The sequence below is a fragment of the Thermosynechococcus sp. GLH187 genome (genome assembly GCF_031583395.1).
GTDB lineage: Bacteria > Cyanobacteriota > Cyanobacteriia > Thermosynechococcales > Thermosynechococcaceae > Thermosynechococcus.
Window position 1 is genome coordinate 1,232,526 of record NZ_CP134175.1, and the last position, 18,842, is coordinate 1,251,367.

Annotated in this window: 19 protein-coding genes and 1 pseudogene; 9 read left to right on the forward strand and 11 right to left on the reverse strand. The window is 54.9% G+C overall.

Features of this window, described 5'->3' with window-relative positions:
- Nucleotides 1–7: 7 nt before the first annotated feature.
- The 3 genes from RHI63_RS05845 to RHI63_RS05855 are packed head-to-tail and all read left to right on the forward strand — an operon-like array spanning nucleotide 8 to nucleotide 2,450.
- A complete protein-coding gene (locus tag RHI63_RS05845; RefSeq protein WP_149817527.1) occupies nucleotides 8–229 on the forward strand; it encodes a sulfurtransferase TusA family protein in 222 nt (73 codons plus the stop codon).
- On the forward strand, nucleotides 226–1,272 hold the full coding sequence (gene rsgA, locus RHI63_RS05850) for a small ribosomal subunit biogenesis GTPase RsgA (RefSeq protein WP_206201465.1): 1,047 nt from the start codon (nucleotides 226–228) through the stop codon (nucleotides 1,270–1,272). The genes RHI63_RS05845 and rsgA overlap by 4 nt, the downstream gene beginning before the upstream one ends.
- A complete protein-coding gene (locus tag RHI63_RS05855; RefSeq protein ID WP_310743509.1) occupies nucleotides 1,272–2,450 on the forward strand; it encodes a glycosyltransferase in 1,179 nt (392 codons plus the stop codon). The genes rsgA and RHI63_RS05855 overlap by 1 nt, the downstream gene beginning before the upstream one ends.
- On the opposite strand, the gene RHI63_RS05860 is transcribed toward RHI63_RS05855, so the two are convergent.
- Nucleotides 2,432–3,484 carry a TrkA-related ion transporter gene (locus tag RHI63_RS05860; protein ID WP_310743510.1) on the reverse strand — a complete coding sequence of 351 codons (1,053 nt, stop codon included), beginning with the start codon at nucleotides 3,482–3,484 and terminating at the stop codon, nucleotides 2,432–2,434. The genes RHI63_RS05855 and RHI63_RS05860 overlap by 19 nt on opposite strands.
- A gap of 306 nt (nucleotides 3,485–3,790) precedes the next feature.
- Between RHI63_RS05860 and RHI63_RS05865 the strand changes: the two genes are divergently transcribed.
- Nucleotides 3,791–5,131: a hemolysin family protein gene (locus RHI63_RS05865; RefSeq protein ID WP_310821990.1), complete on the forward strand. Its 1,341-nt coding sequence runs from the start codon at nucleotides 3,791–3,793 to the stop codon at nucleotides 5,129–5,131.
- Here the strand turns inward: RHI63_RS05865 and RHI63_RS05870 are convergent.
- The 4 genes and pseudogenes from RHI63_RS05870 to ureA form a co-directional block, all read right to left on the reverse strand.
- Nucleotides 5,128–7,374 (reverse strand): DUF3488 and DUF4129 domain-containing transglutaminase family protein, encoded by a 2,247-nt coding sequence (locus RHI63_RS05870; RefSeq protein ID WP_310744946.1) that lies wholly within the window; start codon nucleotides 7,372–7,374, stop codon nucleotides 5,128–5,130. The genes RHI63_RS05865 and RHI63_RS05870 overlap by 4 nt on opposite strands.
- Nucleotides 7,375–7,606: 232 nt before the next feature.
- Nucleotides 7,607–7,882 (reverse strand): MoaD/ThiS family protein, encoded by a 276-nt coding sequence (locus tag RHI63_RS05875; RefSeq protein ID WP_149817514.1) that lies wholly within the window; start codon nucleotides 7,880–7,882, stop codon nucleotides 7,607–7,609.
- Nucleotides 7,883–7,932: 50 nt separating this feature from the next.
- Nucleotides 7,933–9,231: a threonine synthase gene (thrC, locus tag RHI63_RS05880; RefSeq protein ID WP_206201469.1), complete on the reverse strand. Its 1,299-nt coding sequence runs from the start codon at nucleotides 9,229–9,231 to the stop codon at nucleotides 7,933–7,935.
- Between the two features lie 174 nt (nucleotides 9,232–9,405).
- A pseudogene (ureA, locus tag RHI63_RS05885) lies at nucleotides 9,406–9,709 on the reverse strand (urease subunit gamma).
- 67 nt (nucleotides 9,710–9,776) lie between these two features.
- Between ureA and RHI63_RS05890 the strand changes: the two are divergent.
- Nucleotides 9,777–10,334, forward strand: coding sequence for a 5-formyltetrahydrofolate cyclo-ligase (locus tag RHI63_RS05890; protein ID WP_206201470.1), 558 nt, complete (start codon nucleotides 9,777–9,779; stop codon nucleotides 10,332–10,334).
- Here the strand turns inward: RHI63_RS05890 and RHI63_RS05895 are convergent.
- Nucleotides 10,331–11,230, reverse strand: a complete 900-nt coding sequence (locus tag RHI63_RS05895; RefSeq protein WP_206201471.1) for a CoB--CoM heterodisulfide reductase iron-sulfur subunit B family protein — start codon at nucleotides 11,228–11,230, stop codon at nucleotides 10,331–10,333. The genes RHI63_RS05890 and RHI63_RS05895 overlap by 4 nt on opposite strands.
- Before the next feature lie 184 nt (nucleotides 11,231–11,414).
- On the opposite strand from RHI63_RS05895, the gene metK reads away from it, so the two are divergent.
- Nucleotides 11,415–12,665, forward strand: coding sequence for a methionine adenosyltransferase (metK, locus tag RHI63_RS05900; protein WP_206201472.1), 1,251 nt, complete (start codon nucleotides 11,415–11,417; stop codon nucleotides 12,663–12,665).
- A 31-nt stretch (nucleotides 12,666–12,696) separates the two neighbouring features.
- Here the strand turns inward: metK and RHI63_RS05905 are convergent, their stop codons facing one another.
- On the reverse strand, nucleotides 12,697–13,020 hold the full coding sequence (locus RHI63_RS05905) for a hypothetical protein (protein WP_206201473.1): 324 nt from the start codon (nucleotides 13,018–13,020) through the stop codon (nucleotides 12,697–12,699).
- 178 nt (nucleotides 13,021–13,198) lie between these two features.
- Between RHI63_RS05905 and RHI63_RS05910 the strand changes: the two genes are divergently transcribed.
- Genes RHI63_RS05910 through RHI63_RS05920 form a run of 3 tightly spaced genes read left to right on the forward strand, consistent with a single transcriptional unit; the run spans nucleotide 13,199 to nucleotide 15,672 of the window.
- Nucleotides 13,199–13,444 carry a DUF3134 domain-containing protein gene (locus tag RHI63_RS05910; protein WP_149817500.1) on the forward strand — a complete coding sequence of 82 codons (246 nt, stop codon included), beginning with the start codon at nucleotides 13,199–13,201 and terminating at the stop codon, nucleotides 13,442–13,444.
- Between the two features lie 46 nt (nucleotides 13,445–13,490).
- A complete protein-coding gene (gene mraY, locus RHI63_RS05915) occupies nucleotides 13,491–14,609 on the forward strand; it encodes a phospho-N-acetylmuramoyl-pentapeptide-transferase (RefSeq protein ID WP_310821991.1) in 1,119 nt (372 codons plus the stop codon).
- A 13-nt stretch (nucleotides 14,610–14,622) separates the two neighbouring features.
- Nucleotides 14,623–15,672, forward strand: a complete 1,050-nt coding sequence (locus RHI63_RS05920; RefSeq protein ID WP_310744228.1) for an alcohol dehydrogenase catalytic domain-containing protein — start codon at nucleotides 14,623–14,625, stop codon at nucleotides 15,670–15,672.
- On the opposite strand, the gene RHI63_RS05925 is transcribed toward RHI63_RS05920, so the two are convergent.
- The 4 genes from RHI63_RS05925 to tpiA all read right to left on the reverse strand — a co-directional run bounded on the left by RHI63_RS05925 (nucleotide 15,673) and on the right by tpiA (nucleotide 18,741).
- The gene (locus tag RHI63_RS05925) at nucleotides 15,673–16,845 is read right to left on the reverse strand and encodes a murein transglycosylase A (protein ID WP_302679092.1); all 1,173 of its coding nucleotides are present in this window, start codon (nucleotides 16,843–16,845) and stop codon (nucleotides 15,673–15,675) included.
- 5 nt (nucleotides 16,846–16,850) lie between these two features.
- Nucleotides 16,851–17,105: a hypothetical protein gene (locus tag RHI63_RS05930; protein WP_149817491.1), complete on the reverse strand. Its 255-nt coding sequence runs from the start codon at nucleotides 17,103–17,105 to the stop codon at nucleotides 16,851–16,853.
- Between the two features lie 69 nt (nucleotides 17,106–17,174).
- The gene (locus RHI63_RS05935) at nucleotides 17,175–17,771 is read right to left on the reverse strand and encodes a tetratricopeptide repeat protein (RefSeq protein WP_225901673.1); all 597 of its coding nucleotides are present in this window, start codon (nucleotides 17,769–17,771) and stop codon (nucleotides 17,175–17,177) included.
- Nucleotides 17,772–18,042: 271 nt separating this feature from the next.
- Nucleotides 18,043–18,741, reverse strand: a complete 699-nt coding sequence (tpiA, locus tag RHI63_RS05940; protein ID WP_399382240.1) for a triose-phosphate isomerase — start codon at nucleotides 18,739–18,741, stop codon at nucleotides 18,043–18,045.
- Nucleotides 18,742–18,842: the final 101 nt, after the last annotated feature.

The window sequence follows — 18,842 nt, forward strand, 5'->3', positions numbered from 1 at the left end:
CCCTGCCATGGAAACATTGGATCTACGGGGAACGCCCTGTCCTTTGAACTTTGTGCGCACAAAACTGCGACTGCAACAGTTGCCCCCCCAGCAGCCCCTTGAGGTGTGGTTGGATGCAGGAGAACCCATTGAGCAGGTGCCCGATAGTTTGCGCATGGCGGGCTACGATGTCCTTGGGATTGAGCCACGGCAGGACTATTTTGCCCTTCAGGTGCAGCGTCCGGCATGAGTGATCTGGTGGGCTTGGTGCGGGCTGTTCAGGCCAATTACTACCGTGTCCGCCTGCGGGAAGCCACCAATGGTATTGAGGAGTTACTGTGTGTACGCCGCGCCCGCCTCAAGAAGATGGGGCAACAGGTGTGTGTGGGGGATTGGGTAGTGGTGAGCCATCCCGACTGGCAAGGACACCGCGGAGCGATCGCTGAGATTTTGCCCCGCCGCAATCAATTGTCACGCCCAGCGATCGCCAATGTCGATCAAGTGTTGCTCCTTTTTGCCTTGGCTGACCCTCCTGCTGATGTCCATCAAATTAGCCGCTTTCTCTTGACCGCCGAGGGATTGAATGTCGAAATTCAGGTGCTTTTCACCAAAGCGGATTTAGTTTCTGCGCAAGAGCAACAGCAGTGGCGCGATCGCCTGCATCAATGGGGCTATCACTGCCATGTCCTCAGTCTCACCCAAGGAAGCGACTGGCAACATCTGCATCCCCACCTCGCCGATAAGATTACAGTTGTCTGTGGCCCGTCGGGGGTAGGCAAAAGTAGCTTGATCCGCCATCTGACACCTCGGGAAGATATTCGCGTCGGTGCGGTCTCGGATCACTGGCACCGGGGGCGGCACACCACTCGCCATGTGGAACTCTTTCCCCTGCCAGCGGGGGGCTGGATTGCCGATACACCGGGCTTTAATCAGCCGGAACTGCCCCAAGACCCCCAGCAATTGGCGGCGGCTTTTCCGGAGATTCGCCAACGGCTGAGCAAGGATCGGTGTCTCTTTGATAACTGTCGCCACGATCAGGAACCGGGCTGCTGTGTACGCGGTGATTGGGAGCGCTACCTCCTCTACATTGAGTATTTGCATGAGCTAGAAACAATGGCCAGTTCAGAGCCATCCTTAGGGAAGGCACCCCCAGTGAAGGCCAAGAGTGACCGCCAAGGGCAGCAGCGCCTTGAACCCCTCTTGGATCCGAAAAAATATCGCCGCCGATCGCGCCGACAGCAGCATCAGCACCTCAACCCTATGGCTGAAGAAGTCCTCGATAGCGAACTGTGATGACGATGCCCCTTGTGTTAACTCTCATCCTGTTGAGTGTAACGGGTCTTTCCTTGGTAATCTGGTTGGTTTTGCTGCTGTTTTGGGGACAGTTTTGGCGCCCGGATCAGCGGCTACAGGGGGGAGACCTCAGGGTTTGGCCAAGGGTGGTGGTTGTCATTCCAGCTCGCAATGAGGCGGCGGTGATTGGCACCAGTGTGCGATCGCTCCTCGAACAGGACTATGCTGGAACCCTACATCTGATCTTGGTGGACGATCAAAGTAACGATGGCACAGGGGACATTGCTCGCCAAACGGCTTTGGAACTGGGCAAGGGCGATCGCCTAACGGTGATTGAAGGCACACCGCTCCCCCCCGGCTGGTCAGGTAAGCTCTGGGCGCTGTCCCAAGGCATTGAGGCCGCCCGTGCGTTTGATCCCGATTACTTGCTGCTCACAGATGCCGATATTGCCCACGATCGCCAAAATTTGCGCCAATTGGTCGCCCACGCCCGTCAGCAAAACTGTGCCCTTGTCTCGCTGATGGTGAAACTGCGCTGCCAAAGTATTTGGGAAAAATTGCTGATTCCCGCCTTTGTCTTTTTCTTTGCCAAGCTCTATCCCTTCCGCTGGGTCAACGATCCACAGCGATCAACGGCGGCTGCAGCGGGGGGGTGTATTTTGATTGATCCTCTGGCCCTAGACAAGATAGGGGGCATTGCCTGTATTCGCGATGCCCTAATTGATGATTGTTCCTTGGCAGCAGCGGTAAAGCGCGCAGGCTACCGCATTTGGCTGGGATTAACACCGACAACAGTGAGTTTGCGAGCCTACAATACCCTCAGCAGTATTTGGCAGATGGTGGCTCGCACTGCCTATACGCAGTTGTCCTATTCACCGCTCTTGCTGGTGGGAACCGTGATTGGCATGACACTGGTGTATTTGTGGGCGCCCCTTGCCCTTGCTATCGGTCTGATCGGTCAGTCGCTACCCTTAGCCGTCATGGCGGGACTCACTTGGGGGAGCATGGCGATCGCCTACGGGCCAACGGTGCGTTTCTATGGCCTCAATAGGGCTTGGGCGCTGACACTGCCTGTGATTGCCTTCCTCTATACGCTGATGACACTGGATTCGGCGCGGCGCCACTGGCAAGGCCGGGGGGGGGCTTGGAAAGGACGGGTTTATCCCCGCAAGTCATAGATGGGGCGATAGGCCATGACAATCAGCGTGTCAGTGGGGTCAAGGCTCTGAAAGTCTGAGGGACGAGGGTTGAGCAACACCTGCTGATTTTGGCGGCGAATCCCGATCAGGAGCAGCGGGTTCTCTGGATGGCGACTACTGTACTCACTCATCCAAGCACTGAGGGCAGCAAAGGAGAGGCCACAGAGGGTAGTGGGATAGTGCCCTGGCTCAATGAAGTAAAACTCATTGGTGTGATCAGAATAGGTCAGGAGTTGGCGATAGACCTCGGACATTTGGCGAAAGAGGGCACTTTGGGCCAGAATCCCAGAACTATAGTCCTGACTCAAAATCACTTCATCCACCCCCGCTTCCTTAAGGTGGCGCTGGCGATCGCTATTCACCAATTCGGCCACCACATGAATATCCTGCTCTTGGCTAGGAGTTTTCTCTAGATGCTTTACCGCAAGGGCAATGAGGGCATTTTTTTCATCGGGAGCTTCCATGTCGGCATCGGCAAGCAGAATAATGGCTTTGGCTTGGGGGGCATTGAGGCGCTCTAGGGTGCCATGGTGGGTAGGATCCCCTTGCACTACAAAGACATCCGGGCGCCCTTGGAATTCAGGATCCAGTGCAATCGGTTCAGCACATAAAAGCACAATGTCACGGGGATGGTAGGCGTTGGCGGCAATCAGTTGGCGGAGCACAAGGGGCGCCTTGGCATTCCAGTTGCAAATAATGATGTGGTTGCTAAAGGGTTTCATGGGTAGGGTTTGGCTAAGAGCTTGGGTGACAAAGTAGGCGGAAAATTTGCCAACCAAGGCACCAAAGGCAAAGGTGCCAAAAAGCAGTAGTACGAGCTGCAGGACTTGCCCCGGCAGGGTGCGCGGGCGATCGGGATACTCCCCCACCAAGGTAATCACTGCATTACTGAGGGTCTCCCAAGCGCGGCTCGGCGACTGAAGTGCCTCTTCGCTCCAGAGGAAAGCCACAATTAACAGCACCAGAATCGCGATCGCCCCTAGGGTAAGGAAGCGTTGAAGTCGCTCGTGCATTGGTTGGCGAGGGAAACATCACGTCTATTCTAAGATTCCGCCCCCTTGTAGAGTCTCCCAGATTCCAGTATCCTGACTGCTATACAGCCCTTTTCCCTAAGGATGGAACCCCCTCGAAACAGCCAAAACTACTTAATGACCCAATCACATCCCCTCAACAGGTCGACATCACTGGCAGAGGGGCGATTTATTCAGCATGATAGAAACAATATCGGCAGTAAAGGAGCAGTCTCTTGAATAAGCCTGACGACCGACGATGCCGACTCAGACTGTATATCTGGGGTTCCCCCTAGAAGAATAGCTGCAATGTCTGCTGCTGCCTTAGAAATTTTACTTGTGCTGCTGCTCATCATCGCCAATGGCATTTTTGCTGGTGCTGAAATCGCAGTGGTCTCTGCACGCAAGGTTCGTCTTGAGCAACTGGCAAAACGGGGTCAACGCAAGGCGAAGGCAGCCCTAAAACTTGCCAACTCCCCGAATAATTTTCTCTCGGCTGTACAAATTGGGATTACCCTGATTGGGATTCTCAGTGGTGCCGTGGGCGGTGCCACCCTTGCCCAGCGGTTACAGGCTGCCCTCAGTCCCGTGCCATGGTTGGGGCAGTATAGTCAGCCTTTGAGTATTGCCCTTGTGGTGACGGGGATTACATACCTTTCCTTGGTGATTGGCGAACTGGTGCCCAAGCGCATTGCCATGACGTACCCTGAGGCGATCGCCTGCAACATTGCCAAACCCATGACATGGCTGACGAAATTAGCGGCTCCGATTGTGCATTTACTCAGCGTCTCCACAGACACCATCCTGCAAGTATTGGGCATTACCACCATTGCTGACCAAACGGTTACAGAGGATGAAATCAAAGTCCTGATTGAACAGGGGGCACAGGCGGGTCTCTTTGAGGTGGCGGAGCAGGACATGGTGGCGCGGATTTTTAACTTGGGCGATCGCCCGATTCAGTCGATCATGACCCCCCGCACCGATATTGTGTGGCTGGATATTGAATCCTCGCTTGAAGAAATAGAAACAGAAATTCTGGCCAGTTCCCATTCGCGGTTTCCCGTGGCCGAAGAGACCATTGATCACTGCTTGGGAATTATTTCAGCCAAGGACTTTTTGGCCGCTCGTCTCACCCAGCAAGAGATTGACCTGCGCCAGCTTTTGCAACCAGCGCTCTTTGTTCCCGAAGGCCTACCGGCACTTGATGTCCTTGAACTCTTTCGTCAGTCGAGTCAACACATTGCCCTGATTACCGATGAATACGGGGGCATCGAAGGACTGGTGACGCTCAATGATCTCACGGAGGCGATTATTGGCACCCTGCGTCACGACGAGGGGGAGGAACCGCAAATTATTCAGCGGGAGGATGGCTCGTGGCTATTGGATGGGTTGCTCTCGACCTATGAACTCAAGGAATTGCTGCGGCGGGAAAGTTTACCTGAGGAGGACACGGCCAACTACCACACCCTTGGCGGGCTAATCATTACGCTATTTGGGCGTATTCCCCAGTCGGGAGATTACATTGAAACCGATGGCCTGCGCTTTGAAGTGGTGGATATGGATGGCAACCGCGTGGATAAGGTGCTGGTGACCGAACTAGTGAGCGATGATGCCCTCGCCGATGACAGCAACCCCAAGGACAAGGATTAACGACGGCGCAGATGCAGATCCGCTACTGTACGTTGCAGCGATCGCCAGCGTTGTTGTCGCAGTTGATTCAGGGCGCGTTTCAGGGGTGGCAAGGGGGGCTGATCACCACCATAGCGCCAAGCCACATAGGCCTGCGTCAGGGTTTCAATGGCTCGCTGACTGACGGCATCAAGACGGCCAGCGGTTTGCAGCGATCGCGCGTATTCCCACGGAGTTTGATTGGGTCGCTTCGGTAATCCCTGCTGGGCGAGACCATCGAGCATTTGTACATAGAGGCGGGCGATCGGCGGCAGTTTTTGCAGGCGTTGACGATATCGCCACGTCTGGAGAGCGTACCACAAACCCCAGACCACAATGACGCCACCAAAGAGAATCAAAATCCCTTGGACAATCCCCCCCAGCCCTTGGCTAAACAGATCAAAGAATTTTTGCAAAGCAGTTTCGAGGGTAGCAAAGATAATGCCAAAAAATCCCGTCACCGGGGTCGGCAACCATCCCGTGACCCACTGCCAAAACTGCTGCAGAACGCTAAAGGTCTGATCTACCTCTAGGGTGGCTGGATAGAGATCGTGCCCCGGAATTGGATCAAAGAGAAACCAGCCCAAATTGGGAAAGTAGGCTTCCGTCAGGGCATAGGCATCGGTATTGCGAACCACATACAAGCCCGTGAAGGGGTTAAATTCCCCCGTTCCTAAACCGGTGACCAAGCGCGTGGGAATGCCAATACTGCGCAGTAGCAGCGTCAACGCCGTGGAAAAGTGATCGGGATAGCCGCCGCGCCACTCAAACAGAAAGGCGGCCACCAAGTCTTGATCTGGGCTCAAGGGAGGAATATCGGTTTTGAGGCGGTAGGACTGCTTGAGGGCTTGGGTGAGGTAGAGAGCTTGCTCGTAGGGTTCGGGAATCGAGCGATCGGCCTTGGCAAGGAGGTCTTTGGCCAGCGCTTGCAGCCGTGGTTTCAGGTCAGGGGGGACTTCAAGGTAGGACTGATAGCCTACGGTGTGATTTAATTTTGGCGCTCTGCGCAACAGGGAGCGATCGCGCACGGGCACTTGGGAAATCACAGAATAGGTCAGCCCCTCGGGCAAGGGCACCGGCGCCCGCAGGCCACCCTCGGGGTCACGGGCAATTTCACGGGTGGGAAAATAGAGTTCGCGGGGTTCGTAGAGATGGGGAATCAGGTTACTAAACTCAGAGACAATGGTATAGGTCTGAATCACTTCCCGCGTCGGCATTTGGGAGAGTTGCTGTGGCAGCAGATAGCGAAAACTCCAAGGGGAACGCCGCAGCACTTCTGCCTTATCGTTGCGACTAATGCGCCAACCCCGCCCCGTATATTCATCAAAGGCAAGGACGCGCCAAAAGCCGGGGGCTTGCGATCGCACCCGCATTAACTCCCTAGGCGTCATGCTCCCGCCAAAGGTCTGATCAATCTCAGAGCCAAAGCCATAGTAAAAGTTCGGGTCAAAGGTTTGATTGGCCAGTTCCTCGCCAACACCACCACCACCACGGCCACTGACATAGCCCGGATTGATCACCCGGGTTTGGTCAAACTCCCCTGCCACTTGAATTTCAGCACTGACAGGCAAGGTGCGAATTTGATAGCCGGGGAAGCGCGGCAGCAGCACAAAGACCACCATCCCCAAGCCAAGAATCAGGGCAAAGAGGCCGACCCATTGCCGCCAAGGCAAGCGCAGGGATTTCAGGGTGGTGGAGAGTAGGCCAAGGCGCGAGCGGTAGTCAAGGACGAGTACGGGTAGGGCGATCGCCAGAAAGATCACAAGAAACAGCCCAAAGGTCATGGTTTGACTGAGGGTGGCCGCCACACTAATTAAAATCAGGGCAATGACCATTGAGTAGCCCAAATCTTTGCGGCGGGGCAGGTCAAAGCTATGGAGCACTTGCAGTTGAATCAAGAGTTCCGTCAGCAAAATCCGTGAATCCTGGTTCAGTGCTGCCAACCGCGCCAAAAAGACCGCTAATGCCGTCAACATCCCAACGGCGATCGCCAGCTTTGCCACCACATTTCTTTGCCGCCGTGCCCACCAACTCCAACTAAAGCCCGCAATGGAGAGGGGAACTGCCCAGAGACTATTGGCAGTATCCGCCGCCACATCAGTTGCCACCAGGCCAACAATCACCATGCCCAAGACCCCTAGGCGCAGCAGCAGGGAATCCTCAACATCTTTGGCGGGAGCTAGCATCGGGGAATTGGCAATGGGCTGTAACCAAGACTGAACCATCGGACAGCAGCGGCAAACAGTGCCCTGATCCTAACAAATCTCTTCCCCAGAAGTGGTGGATACCTTGGCGGCGATCGCGTCCTCTATCAGCGGCTTGCAGCATGGCTTAAAAATCAGCCCCTGACGGCGCAAATCTACACCGAAGAGGAACTCCAATCGCTTTTGGGTCTCTCCCTTCCCCCAGGGCTAAAATCAGGGTTCAATCATCTCAACAGGAGCAAATTCCTCTTGCTTAGCCGCCAGCGATCGCGGGAATGATGCTGACTTCGTCGCCATCCTTGAGGGGCGTTTCAATGCCATTGAGGAAGCGAATATCCTCATTGTTGACGTAGAAATTGACAAATCGCCGCAGTTGGCCACTTTCATCGCAGAGGCGCCCTTTAATGCCGGGGCAGTCCTGCTCTAGCTTTTCCAGAAGCTCAGCGATCGATTGGGCTTGACACTCCACCGTTGCTTGATCGCGGGTGAGCTTTTGCAAGGGCGTCGGAATCAAAACAGTAACAGCCATAGACCTCTACAAACCATCCATAAATTTCAACACAGCGTCGGAAAAACCGACTAGACCAATACCGGTTGCCAATCCAACCGTTCGAGGGTGCGCGATCGCTCCAAGGCACGCTCAAAGCTAGCCAACTTGGGTTGGATCGTCAGGGGTTGACCAATGTCGTTTTGCACTGCCTCTTGGGTTTTCAGGCCGTTGCCGGTGATATAGACCACCGTCACCTCTTCGGGGTCAATTTTGCCCGATTCCACCAATTTTTTAAGAACGGCAATTGTGGTACCGCCAGCGGTTTCCGTGAAAATACCTTCCGTTTCCGCCAGCAGCTTAATGCCTGCCACAATTTCTTCATCGGTGGCCGCAGCGATCGCCCCATTGGTTTTGCGGGCAATCTCTAGGGCATAGACCCCATCGGCGGGGTTACCAATGGCAATGGACTTAGCAATGGTGTTGGGCTTCACGGGTGCCACAAAATCCCGCCCCTCGGCATAGGCTTGGGCAATGGGGGAGCAGCCCACCGCTTGGGCACCACTACAGCGCACGGGTTTATCCGCCACCAGACCCACTTCCACAAATTCGCGGAAGCCCTTGTAAATTTTCGTGAACAGAGAGCCAGAAGCCAAGGGAGCCACAATGTGGTCAGGAAGCTGCCAGCCCAACTGTTCAATCACCTCATAACCGAGCGTCTTTGACCCTTCCGAATAGTAGGGGCGCAAATTGATATTGACAAACCCCCACCCGTGGGTATTCGCCACTTCCGAGCACAGGCGATTCACTTGGTCGTAGTTGCCCTCAACGGCCATTACCGTTGGCCCATAGATGAGCGTCCCCAAGACCTTACCCGCTTCCAAATCTGCTGGAATAAAGACACAGCAATCTAGCCCTGCATGAGCCGCGATCGCCGCCGTTGAATTCGCCAAATTGCCGGTACTGGCACAGGAGACGGTCGTAAAACCCAATTCCCGCGCCCGCGTCAACGCCACCGATACCACCCGATCCTTGAAGCTCAAGGTGGGCATATTCACGGCATCGTTTTTGATGTACAGATGCTTGAGTCCGAGTCGCCGAGCCAGCCGCTGGGCTTTGAGGAGGGGAGTCATCCCTGTGCCCACATCAATGGGGTTGGGCGATGTCACAGGCAAAAAGGGACGGTAACGCCAAATGGACTTTGGCCCCGCCTCAATCGTGCTGCGCGTTACGGCTGCCGCCAATTGGCTCAGATCGTACTTCACCTCTAGGGGGCCAAAACAGTATTCGCAGACATGAATGGCTTGGGGTTCGTACTCGGCGCCACACTCTTTGCATTTGAGGTGGGTAAAGTAGGCGGTTGCGGTGGTGGAGCTAAGGGTTGCGGTCATGGGTGTCAGACTGCCTCAGACAAGTTGTTGACCATCCTAGCAGGGGGCGATCGCCCTGTCAAATATATCCGACTATTTTTATCGGGATTTGAATGGCCATAAAAATTCTCCCCGTTTTCCTTGGAGATGTGCTGCTAATCAGCGGTTGGCGCTATCCTAGGGCTTTTTGAGGCTTCAGCGAATGGGGGTATGCACGGTCACCCGCTTCGTGCCATCGGGAAATGTTGCTTCGACTTGTACTTCTGTGGGCATTTCCGGCACCCCCTCCATGACATCGTCACGGCTGAGCAGCGTTGTGCCATAGTTCATCAAATCAGCAACTGTGCGCCCCTCCCGCGCCGCTTCCAAAATGGCAGCAGAAATATAGGCCACTGCTTCGGGATAATTGAGCTTGAGACCCCGTGCTTTACGACGTTCGGCCACAAGAGCGGCGGTAAAAATCAGGAGCTTGTCTTTATTCTTGGGGGGACAGTTGCATCGTTCCTCAGGCTAAACACTCACTTTGGCCTCTATCTTAACTTGTGGCTTTGGTGCCCAGAAAATCAATGAGCGATAAAGTCAAACTGCGACAACACTATCTTGAATGGCGGCAGCACCTGAGCGATCGCGAGTGGCAAGATCGCAGTCAGCGCATTTGTCAGCACTTGCTTGATCATCCCCAGTTTCAACAGGCAACCACAGTGTTGACCTATGTGCCCCATCGCCGCGAACCCGACTTGCGCTTCCTCTGGTCACTCCCGAAACAGTGGGGCTTGCCCCGTGTCGTGGGTCAGGATTTGCGGTGGCATTGTTTTAATGGCAACCAAGACACTCTCCAGCAAGGACGCTATGGCCTTTGGCAACCGCCCCCCGAAGCGCCCCCGATTGATCCAGCGTGTGTTGATCTCTGCCTAGTGCCTGCCGTTGCCTGCGATCGCCAAGGCTACCGTCTCGGCTATGGCGCCGGTTTTTTTGATCGCCTCTTTGCCCACCCCGATTGGCAGCACGTGTGTCGCTGGGGAATTGTCTTTGAGTCAGCCCTTCTAGCAGAATTGCCCCGTGACCCGTGGGATCAGCCACTGCAAGCTATCTGCACTGAATCAGGCCTCTTGGCAATCAGCTAAAGCCCCAGTTTTGCCAACACCGGTTGCATTGAAACCACGTGTTTTCTCAAACCCAGTTCCTCAGGACGCAGGCCAAGGGCTAGACCCACCAGTTGCGGCAGATGGAGAATCGGCAAATTGAGGGTAACTCCCACCTGCTGGGCAATTTCTGGTTGGCGAGCATCCAGATTCAAATGACAGAGGGGACAGGGGGTGACAATGCAATCCGCGCCATGGGCGATCGCGCTCTGGAGTCGTTGTGCCGCCATGGCAAAACTGGCCGCCGTCGCATAGCTGGAAATGGGCCAACCACAGCACTGGGTACGTCCCTCATACTCGATGGGGGTAGCCCCAACTGCCTCAAACACCTGTTCCATTGAGGTGGGGTGAATTGGGTGATCAAAGGGCAGCCTCTCTTGGGCACGCAGCAGATAGCAGCCATAAAAGGCCGCACAGCGCAGTCCCTTGAGGGGACGACGGACGCGATCGCGCAACTCGTCAATGCCCACATCGCCGATAATCGCCCAGAGCAAATGCTTCACTTCTGTGGTGCCTTGGTAAGGAGCGCAGCCCTGTTGCGTCAACACTTGGTTAATTTCTGCCACGTACGCCGGGCGATCGCGCTGAAAGGTCTTGAGGCGTTCATCCACATGGCCAATCACCCCCTGACAGGTGCTGCAATGGGTCAACAGGGGCAAAGCCAACTGTTCGGCAAGGGCAATGTTGCGGGCATTGACGGTATCTTCTAGCAGCCACGAATTCTCCTTAAACGTGCCTGAGCCACAACAACTGGCTTCCTTCAGTTCCACCAGCTCGATATTCAACAGGGGGGCGATCGCCCGCGTTGAGAGGTCTAATTCCCGACAGGCCCCTTGAGCCACACAACCGGGATAATAGGCATAGCGTAAAGCAGACATACAACTTGAAACGCCTAAAATCTGCCCCTAGTCTAGCCAATCATCACAATCACTCGTGTGTCCTACTGCTCAGGTATAATCCTAGGATTTAGAAACCAATCCTTGTTTTTTAGTCAAAAGTCCGTGTTACCATAAACCAATTTCTTGCAGTTCTTTCAACAACCCATGCCATAGGAGTGTTATCTTGCGTTACTTATTTAGTTCGGAGTCCGTCACCGAAGGCCACCCCGATAAGATTTGCGACCAAATTGCCGATGCCATTCTGGATGCGCTGCTCACCCAAGACCCCCAAAGTCGCGTTGCCGCTGAGGTCGTCGTGAATACGGGTCTGGTGCTGATTACTGGGGAAATTACCACCAAAGCACAGGTCAACTACGTCAACCTAGCACGGCAGAAAATCCGTGAAATTGGCTACACTGATGCTGAAAATGGCTTTGCCGCCAATAGCTGTGCCGTTATCGTTGCCCTTGATGAGCAATCCCCCGATATTGCCCGAGGGGTGGACACGGCTCAAGAAGCACGGGAACGTCTCAGTGATGCCGAATTAGATCGCGTTGGCGCCGGTGATCAGGGCATTATGTTTGGCTATGCCTGCAATGAAACCCCTGAGTATATGCCCCTGCCCATTAGCTTGGCTCACCGCATGGCGCGTCGCTTGGCTGCTGTCCGCAAAACGGGTCAACTTCCTTATCTGCGTCCCGATGGCAAAACTCAAGTCACTGTCATCTACGAAGATGGCCAGCCGGTGGGCATTGATACCATCCTGATTTCCACCCAACACACGGCCACCATTGGTGACATCAGCGACGAAGCCGCCGTTCAAGAAAAGATTAAAGCCGATCTATGGGAAGCCGTCGTCAACCCTGTCTTTGCGGATCTGGCAATTAAACCCGATGACAAGACCCGCTTTCTCGTCAACCCCACGGGCAAATTTGTCATTGGTGGTCCTCAGGGGGATTCGGGACTCACAGGACGCAAACTGGTGGTGGATACCTACGGTGGTTATGCCCGTCACGGGGGCGGTGCTTTTTCCGGGAAAGACCCCACCAAGGTCGATCGCAGTGCTGCCTACATGGCTCGTTACATTGCCAAAAACATTGTGGCCGCAGGCCTAGCCGACAAATGCGAGTTACAGATTAGCTATGCCATTGGTGTGGCTCGCCCCATGAGCCTGTTTGTGGATACCTTTGGCACGGGTAAACTTGCCCCAGAGCAACTGCTGGAGTTAATTACAACTCACTTTGATCTGCGCCCCGCTGCCATTATCCAAACCTTTGGTCTGCGCCACTTGCCCCAGGAGCGCGGTGGTCGCTTCTACCAAGATGTGGCTGCCTACGGTCACTTTGGGCGTCATGACCTCGACCTACCTTGGGAAAAACTCGATAAAGTCGCCGATCTGCAAGCCGCTGCCGCTCAATTTCTAAGCGCAGTCTAGGAACATATTGGGGGGATTTCTCCCCCCTGCACTACTGGGTGACTCGTTGCAGGCAGGTTTGTGCCGTGTTGGTGAGCATCTGGCGCACTTCGGGATTGACATTGGTCTGTACATCTTCACCGATCGCCTGAAATTCTGCCAAGGTGAGCGAGGATTGCAGTTCATTGATCACACAGGTACAGTAGGCATTGCCGTATTGCGCCATTTGCGGCACCTGTTGTTGCAGGGCAGTCGTACATTCACTGGTAAATCGGGAAACCACTTCTGGGGGGTAGGGAGCAGCGATCGCCCCCCCGCCGAGGGACACCGCACTTAAAACCGTCAAAGAGATGGATGATTTTTTGAGTAAAGACATTGTTTCTATCCTTCGTGTATCAAAGTTTCATGCCCATTCTTTAGTGACTCCTCCAGTCTAGGCAGGTTCCAGAGAATGTGCCACTTTGGGCGATCGCCACAAAACGCAGATTTACATTCCTAGGGGCAAACGTTAAAGTAGAGGATTGGACTACTACAACACCGTTCACCTTAGCCCTATGACCCTATACAACCCCTCTTTGTACGAAGAACCCATTTCCCAAAAGAACTTAACCGCTGCGGGTCGTTCCGATCGCTCCATTTTGGAATGGTTACAGCAAACGGGTCGATTAATTGCCCGTGATGCCAATGAGACAGACCCGATCGTGGATAGCACCCTCGATGATATGGGTGAAATTGAGGAATTTGTTGGTGACTCCTTGGGCGATTACGACGAAGAAGATGACCTAGGGCTTGAGGAGTAGGGCACCAATCCCCCTATTATCGGAGTGATGTGCTAGAGCTATCCCCATGCCCTCCACCAAAACCACGGCTGCCATTGAACCCCGTTGGCTGACAGGACAGCGACTTTTTGGCCTTCTCGCTATTGGCCTGCTCATGGCTAGCATTGCCTACGATACCGGAGCAAACCACTGGCAACAGCCGTTGAAAACCTTGACACTGCCTTGGTTGGTGAGCTTTGCCATCGTTGTAGGGCTAGGGATGGCGGTGGTGCCCCTGTTGCGGCGGTTGAAAACTGGGCAGATTATTCGCGAAGATGGTCCACAATCTCACCTGCAAAAATCGGGCACACCGACAATGGGGGGAATCTTTTTTGTGCCGACGGGGTTAGGTCTAGCCCTCCTGTGGACTGGAGTTGCGCAGGGGAAAGTATCCGCAACGGTGGGGGCAATCGCCCTCCTTGTTCTCTGGTATGCTGCCATTGGCTGGTGGGATGACTGGCAAGTTCTGCGGCGCAAATCCAACAAAGGGTTATCGGCGCGGCTGCGGCTCCTCCTTGAGGGGATTGGGGCAGCTCTTTTTTGTGCTTGGCTGGTGGGCAGTGATCCAACGGCAACGGTGGTGACCGCGCCTTGGGGGTGGGTTTGGCCTTTAGGGATGGCGTTTATTCCCTTGGCGATTTTTGTGCCGATGGCGGAAGGGAATGCCCTCAATCTCACCGATGGTCTCGATGGTCTTGCCGCGGGCACGGCGGCGATCGCCCTCCTCGCTTTAGGCATGATTCTGACCGCCCATCCCGATTTGCAAATTCTGGCAGTGGTCATGAGTGGTGCCTGCCTCGGCTTTCTCTGGCACAATCACCATCCGGCACGGGTGTTTATGGGGGATACGGGTTCCCTAGCCCTTGGGGCACTCCTTGCGGGCATTGGCTTGGCCAGTCATCACCTCTGGGAACTGTTGATTGTCAGTGGTCTTTTCTTTGTGGAGTCTCTCTCAGTCATTGCCCAAGTGCTCTACTACAAAGCAACCAAAGGTCCCGATGGCGTGGGCAAACGGCTGCTGCGGATGGCCCCTCTACACCATCACTTTGAATTGGGGGGCTGGTCAGAACTGCGGGTGGTGAGTACGTTTTATGGGGTGGTTGCCCTCTTGGGACTGCTCTGTGGCCTCCTGCAATGGTTGGCTTGATGGGGGAAGTGCAATGAAAGCAGCAGTACTCTACGGCAAAGAAGATGTCCGCATTGAAACCGTCGCCGATCCCACGCCCGGTCCCGGAGAAGTGGTGATTCGTGTTCAGGCTGCCACTACCTGTGGTACCGATTTGAAGGTATGGCGGCGCGGCGGTCATGCACGGATGCTAACGCCACCGATTCTCTTTGGCCATGAAGCGGCCGGGGAAATTGTTGCCCTTGGGGCTGGGGTGACCGGCTGGCAGGTGGGCGATCGCGTGGTAGCGAATAATTCTGCCCCCTGTGGCCAGTGTTTTTACTGCCAACGCCAAGCCTTTTCTCTCTGTCCCCATCTGGAGTTTAACAATGGCACGTTTGCCGAGTATCTAAAAATTCCCGCCAGCATCGTCCGCCAGAATCTGCTGCCTATTCCGGCGTCCCTCTCCTTTGCTTTGGCAGCGCTCACCGAACCCCTCGCCTGTGTCCTCCACGGTGTGGCTCGCTCTGGCTTTGACCCCGCAATGGTTGAAACGTGGCCGAGTCCACCGCAAATTGTGGTGCTGGGGGATGGTGCCATTGGCCTGATGTTTATGGGGGTTCTGGCACAGCAGGGAGCACGGGTTCTCGCCTTTGGCGGTTCCGATCAGCGGCTGGCGATCGCCCGCACCTTTGGGGCAGAGCAGATAGTAAATCATCACCAGTGCAGCGATATTCCTGCTGTGGTTAAAGACTGGACCCAAGGACGGGGTGCCGATATTGTCATTGAAGCCACTGGCGTACCTGAAGTCTGGGAAACGGCGATCGCCTGTGGTCGCCCCGGTGCCACCATTAACCTCTTTGGTGGCTGCCCCCGCGAAACTTCGATCCGCGTTGATACCGAACGCCTGCACTACGAAGAACTCACCCTCAAGGGGGTCTTTCACAACACACCCACATTTGTCCGCCAAGCCTTGCAACTGATTGCCAGCGGCACATTGCCTTTCGAGAAACTGATTAGTGGCCAAGCCCCCCTCACGGAGATTGAAAACGTCTTGCAAGCAATGAAGGCGCGCCAAGTGATTAAAGTAGCGCTGCAGCCCTAGCTATTCCCGCAGGAGCAAATAGTACAACTGCCCCGGTGTATTGATCAGACCCGCCCGCGCTTTGGCCACCTCCCCCGTGCCCATGAAAATATCGACACGACCCGGCCCGCGAATGGCACTCCCCGTATCCTGATCCAAAACAAAACGGCTGACGGGGGTTTGCTGCCATTGGCCTTGGGCTTTGAGGGGAATTTTCGTGTTGATCACCGCCAAGGCACCCGGAGGCATCAGGGACTTATCAGTGGCGATCGAACGCTCTGGAATCACCGGCGTTGAGAGACTGCCCGTGGGGGGGCGCCCTTGGGTATGTTCAAAAAAGACAAAGCTGGCATTGCGAGGTAAATAGCGATCTAACTCAGCGGGGTTGGCCTCAAAGTAAGCCATGAGGCGCGGTAGCGTCAGTTCCTCACGGGGAATTTTGCCATCGCGAATGAGTTCTTGGCCAATACTCGTGTAGGGGTGATTAGTCTTACCGGCATAGCCCACCGTAAAGCGGCGACCATCGGGCAGTTGCAGCTCAGCCGACCCTTGGACGTGAACCAGAAAGGCCTCTAGGCGATCGCGCAAATAGACCAGTTCCAGACCCCGCAAAGGCCCATTGCGCCACTGCTGACCATCCGCCCCTTCCAGTTCCAAGCGGGTTGGGTGCGGCTCTCGCCACTGCTCAAAATTGGGGGGGCGACGAAATAGGGGATAGCGGTATTCTGCGGTGGGCACTAAGCTGGCACGATACGTCGGTGCATAATAGCCCGTGAAATCCACTCGCCCTTGGCCATCGGTGCCAATGGATTGATAAAAGACAAATTCTCGCTTGACAGATGCTTGCAGTTCTGCCGCAGAGCGACGGGTTTGTACCAGATGGCGAAAGCGTTCGAGGGAGCGGATCACTCGCTGATGGAGATTGGGGCCAAGGGCGGCGCCGGGTTGACCGGGAGCAGTGTAGGCGGCGTAGTCGCGGCGTGCTTTATCGCTGCGCAGGTAACGCAAACTATGATCAATGGCCTCCAGCAGTCGTGCTCGTTCCCTGGGGGATTGCCAAAGGGCCGTATCTAGGGCAACCCTTGGGGGCAGTTGGCTTTGGCGCGTTAAGGGAGCAACCGTTGGTGCTGTGGCGATCGCGCTTGTTGCGAGGATCACGACCCCCTGAACCCATCCTGCGAATAAACCCGCCATAGACGTTAGGCAAACCGATCCACACTAGAGGCAAACACGGGTTCTACCCGAATTGCAAATACCTTTGAGGGGCGCACCACCATGTATTCCCCTTGAATGTTTTTAATGGGAACGGAAATAAAGTCGTTGGAATCTGCTTTGGCCACTAACTCGTTGCTGTACCACTTCTGGAAGTCTTGAATGGTGGGGAAGCGCACCTCCTCACGGTGACCGCCATCCAGAAATAAATGCACCGCAAATTCAGAAGGGGTTCTGGGCATAGGCGCGATCGCTCATCCTCATCATGCACATTATTCCCCTATTATCGCCGCAATCGGTGGCTTCAGGCACTAGGGACCGCCAGTGAGGGGACGGGGGGCGCGATCGTAGTACTGGGCTGTCATCGCTGGGTTGAGAGCGCGAGCACGCTCATAGTCCCGTTGCGCCAATTCCACATTGCCACTATCGAAGTGAGCCATGCCCCGACTATAGTAGGCAGCAACAAATTGCGGATCCCGTGCTAGGGCAGCATCAAAGTCGGCAATCGCCGCTGTGTAGTTTTGCAGAGCCAGATAGGCCATGCCGCGGTTGTAGTAGGCGGCAATAAACTGGGGATCGTTGCGCAGCGCAGTGCTAAAGTCCGCGATCGCCCGCTGCATATCCCCTTGGTCATAGTAGGCTAGGCCGCGCGCAAAGTAGTAGTCAGCACTGGGGTTGAGTCTGATTGCTTGGCTAAAGGCATGAATGGCAGCGGCCAGATCACCCGTACCTTGGTGCATTAATCCCACGTTGTAGTAGTCCTCGGCACTGCGGGGCACAAGGCGTTGCAGTTCTTGCAGTTCAGGAGGTGTGAGGGTGGCGATCACCATGGGCTGTGCCACAGCAGCACTGCTGAGACCAACAAAAGCAGCTAAAACTGTCAAAACACTGAAGAGTTGTTGGCGCATCGTCGGCCTCCTTTGGGCATCGCTCAGCCTTACTTCGATCCTAAAAGAAAATGAAGAAATCGCCCAGCAAACGATAACAGTTGTAATAAGTCGCTCGCTCCGACCCTTTTCTTAGCTACATACACAGCATTGCGCTCTGGAGTCGTAGTGCATGCCATGCTTGGGAAAGGGCTGTATGTTGATATCTTTAAGTTTTTCTGCGCAGAGGGCAGTGCGCGAGCTCTTGGATCAGATGTGATCTAGGGCACTGACGCCGAACTCAAAGTCATGTTCAAAGGAACTTGTAATTAACAATACGCCCAAAACTCTCCGGCTGCAAACTAGCGCCACCCACTAGCACCCCATCAATTTCTGGCTGCGCCATGATCGCATCAATGTTGTTGGCATTGACCGAGCCACCGTACTGAATGGGGGCATCGGGATTCTGTAACTTGCTGCGAATCAGGCCAATGACACGGTTGGCTTCCGTTTCTTCACAGGTATCACCCGTACCGATCGCCCAAATGGGTTCGTAGGCAATCACCAAATTGCTCTGATCGACATCCACCAAGTCCAGCGCCAACTGCTGAAGGATGTGGTTTTCAGTTTCCCCAGCATCCCGTTGAGCTTTTGTTTCACCGACACAGAGAATGGGAGTCAGGCCATAGTGTTGGGCAGCCTTGAGCCGTTGGTTGACCGTAGTATCCGTTTCCCCAAAATACTGCCGCCGCTCACTGTGGCCAACAATCACGTAGCGCACGCCCAACTCCACCAGCATCGGTGGCGAAATTTCCCCTGTAAACGCCCCTTGATCCGCCCAGTGGACATTTTGGGCACCCAGCTTCACCCGCGTTCCGTGCAGACTCTTGGACAATACACTTAAACAGGTGTAGGGAACACAGAGCACCACCTCGCGATCGCTGGGGGTGTCCACCAATTTCCCTAAGAACTCCTGTAGGAAGGCCACCGCCTCCTGTTGAGTTTTGTGCATTTTCCAGTTGCCAGCAAGAACTTTTGGGCGCACTCGTCCTGACTTTCCTCTGCGAAACTTAGCGTAATTAAGCGTACCACACGAGTTGCCTCATATAATTA

Coding starts and splice junctions, on each gene's coding strand:
- tpiA (WP_399382240.1), bottom strand. CDS start 18,741: ATGCACAAAACTCAACAGGAGGCGGTGGCCTTCCTACAGGAGTTCTTA.
- RHI63_RS05910 (WP_149817500.1), top strand. CDS start 13,199: ATGACCCTATACAACCCCTCTTTGTACGAAGAACCCATTTCCCAAAAG.
- RHI63_RS05920 (WP_310744228.1), top strand. CDS start 14,623: ATGAAAGCAGCAGTACTCTACGGCAAAGAAGATGTCCGCATTGAAACC.
- RHI63_RS05875 (WP_149817514.1), bottom strand. CDS start 7,882: ATGGCTGTTACTGTTTTGATTCCGACGCCCTTGCAAAAGCTCACCCGC.
- RHI63_RS05895 (WP_206201471.1), bottom strand. CDS start 11,230: ATGTCTGCTTTACGCTATGCCTATTATCCCGGTTGTGTGGCTCAAGGG.
- thrC (WP_206201469.1), bottom strand. CDS start 9,231: ATGACCGCAACCCTTAGCTCCACCACCGCAACCGCCTACTTTACCCAC.
- RHI63_RS05845 (WP_149817527.1), top strand. CDS start 8: ATGGAAACATTGGATCTACGGGGAACGCCCTGTCCTTTGAACTTTGTG.
- RHI63_RS05925 (WP_302679092.1), bottom strand. CDS start 16,845: ATGGCGGGTTTATTCGCAGGATGGGTTCAGGGGGTCGTGATCCTCGCA.
- RHI63_RS05890 (WP_206201470.1), top strand. CDS start 9,777: ATGAGCGATAAAGTCAAACTGCGACAACACTATCTTGAATGGCGGCAG.
- RHI63_RS05930 (WP_149817491.1), bottom strand. CDS start 17,105: ATGCCCAGAACCCCTTCTGAATTTGCGGTGCATTTATTTCTGGATGGC.
- RHI63_RS05860 (WP_310743510.1), bottom strand. CDS start 3,484: ATGCACGAGCGACTTCAACGCTTCCTTACCCTAGGGGCGATCGCGATT.
- rsgA (WP_206201465.1), top strand. CDS start 226: ATGAGTGATCTGGTGGGCTTGGTGCGGGCTGTTCAGGCCAATTACTAC.
- RHI63_RS05855 (WP_310743509.1), top strand. CDS start 1,272: ATGACGATGCCCCTTGTGTTAACTCTCATCCTGTTGAGTGTAACGGGT.
- mraY (WP_310821991.1), top strand. CDS start 13,491: ATGCCCTCCACCAAAACCACGGCTGCCATTGAACCCCGTTGGCTGACA.
- RHI63_RS05905 (WP_206201473.1), bottom strand. CDS start 13,020: ATGTCTTTACTCAAAAAATCATCCATCTCTTTGACGGTTTTAAGTGCG.
- RHI63_RS05935 (WP_225901673.1), bottom strand. CDS start 17,771: ATGCGCCAACAACTCTTCAGTGTTTTGACAGTTTTAGCTGCTTTTGTT.
- RHI63_RS05870 (WP_310744946.1), bottom strand. CDS start 7,374: ATGGTTCAGTCTTGGTTACAGCCCATTGCCAATTCCCCGATGCTAGCT.
- RHI63_RS05865 (WP_310821990.1), top strand. CDS start 3,791: ATGTCTGCTGCTGCCTTAGAAATTTTACTTGTGCTGCTGCTCATCATC.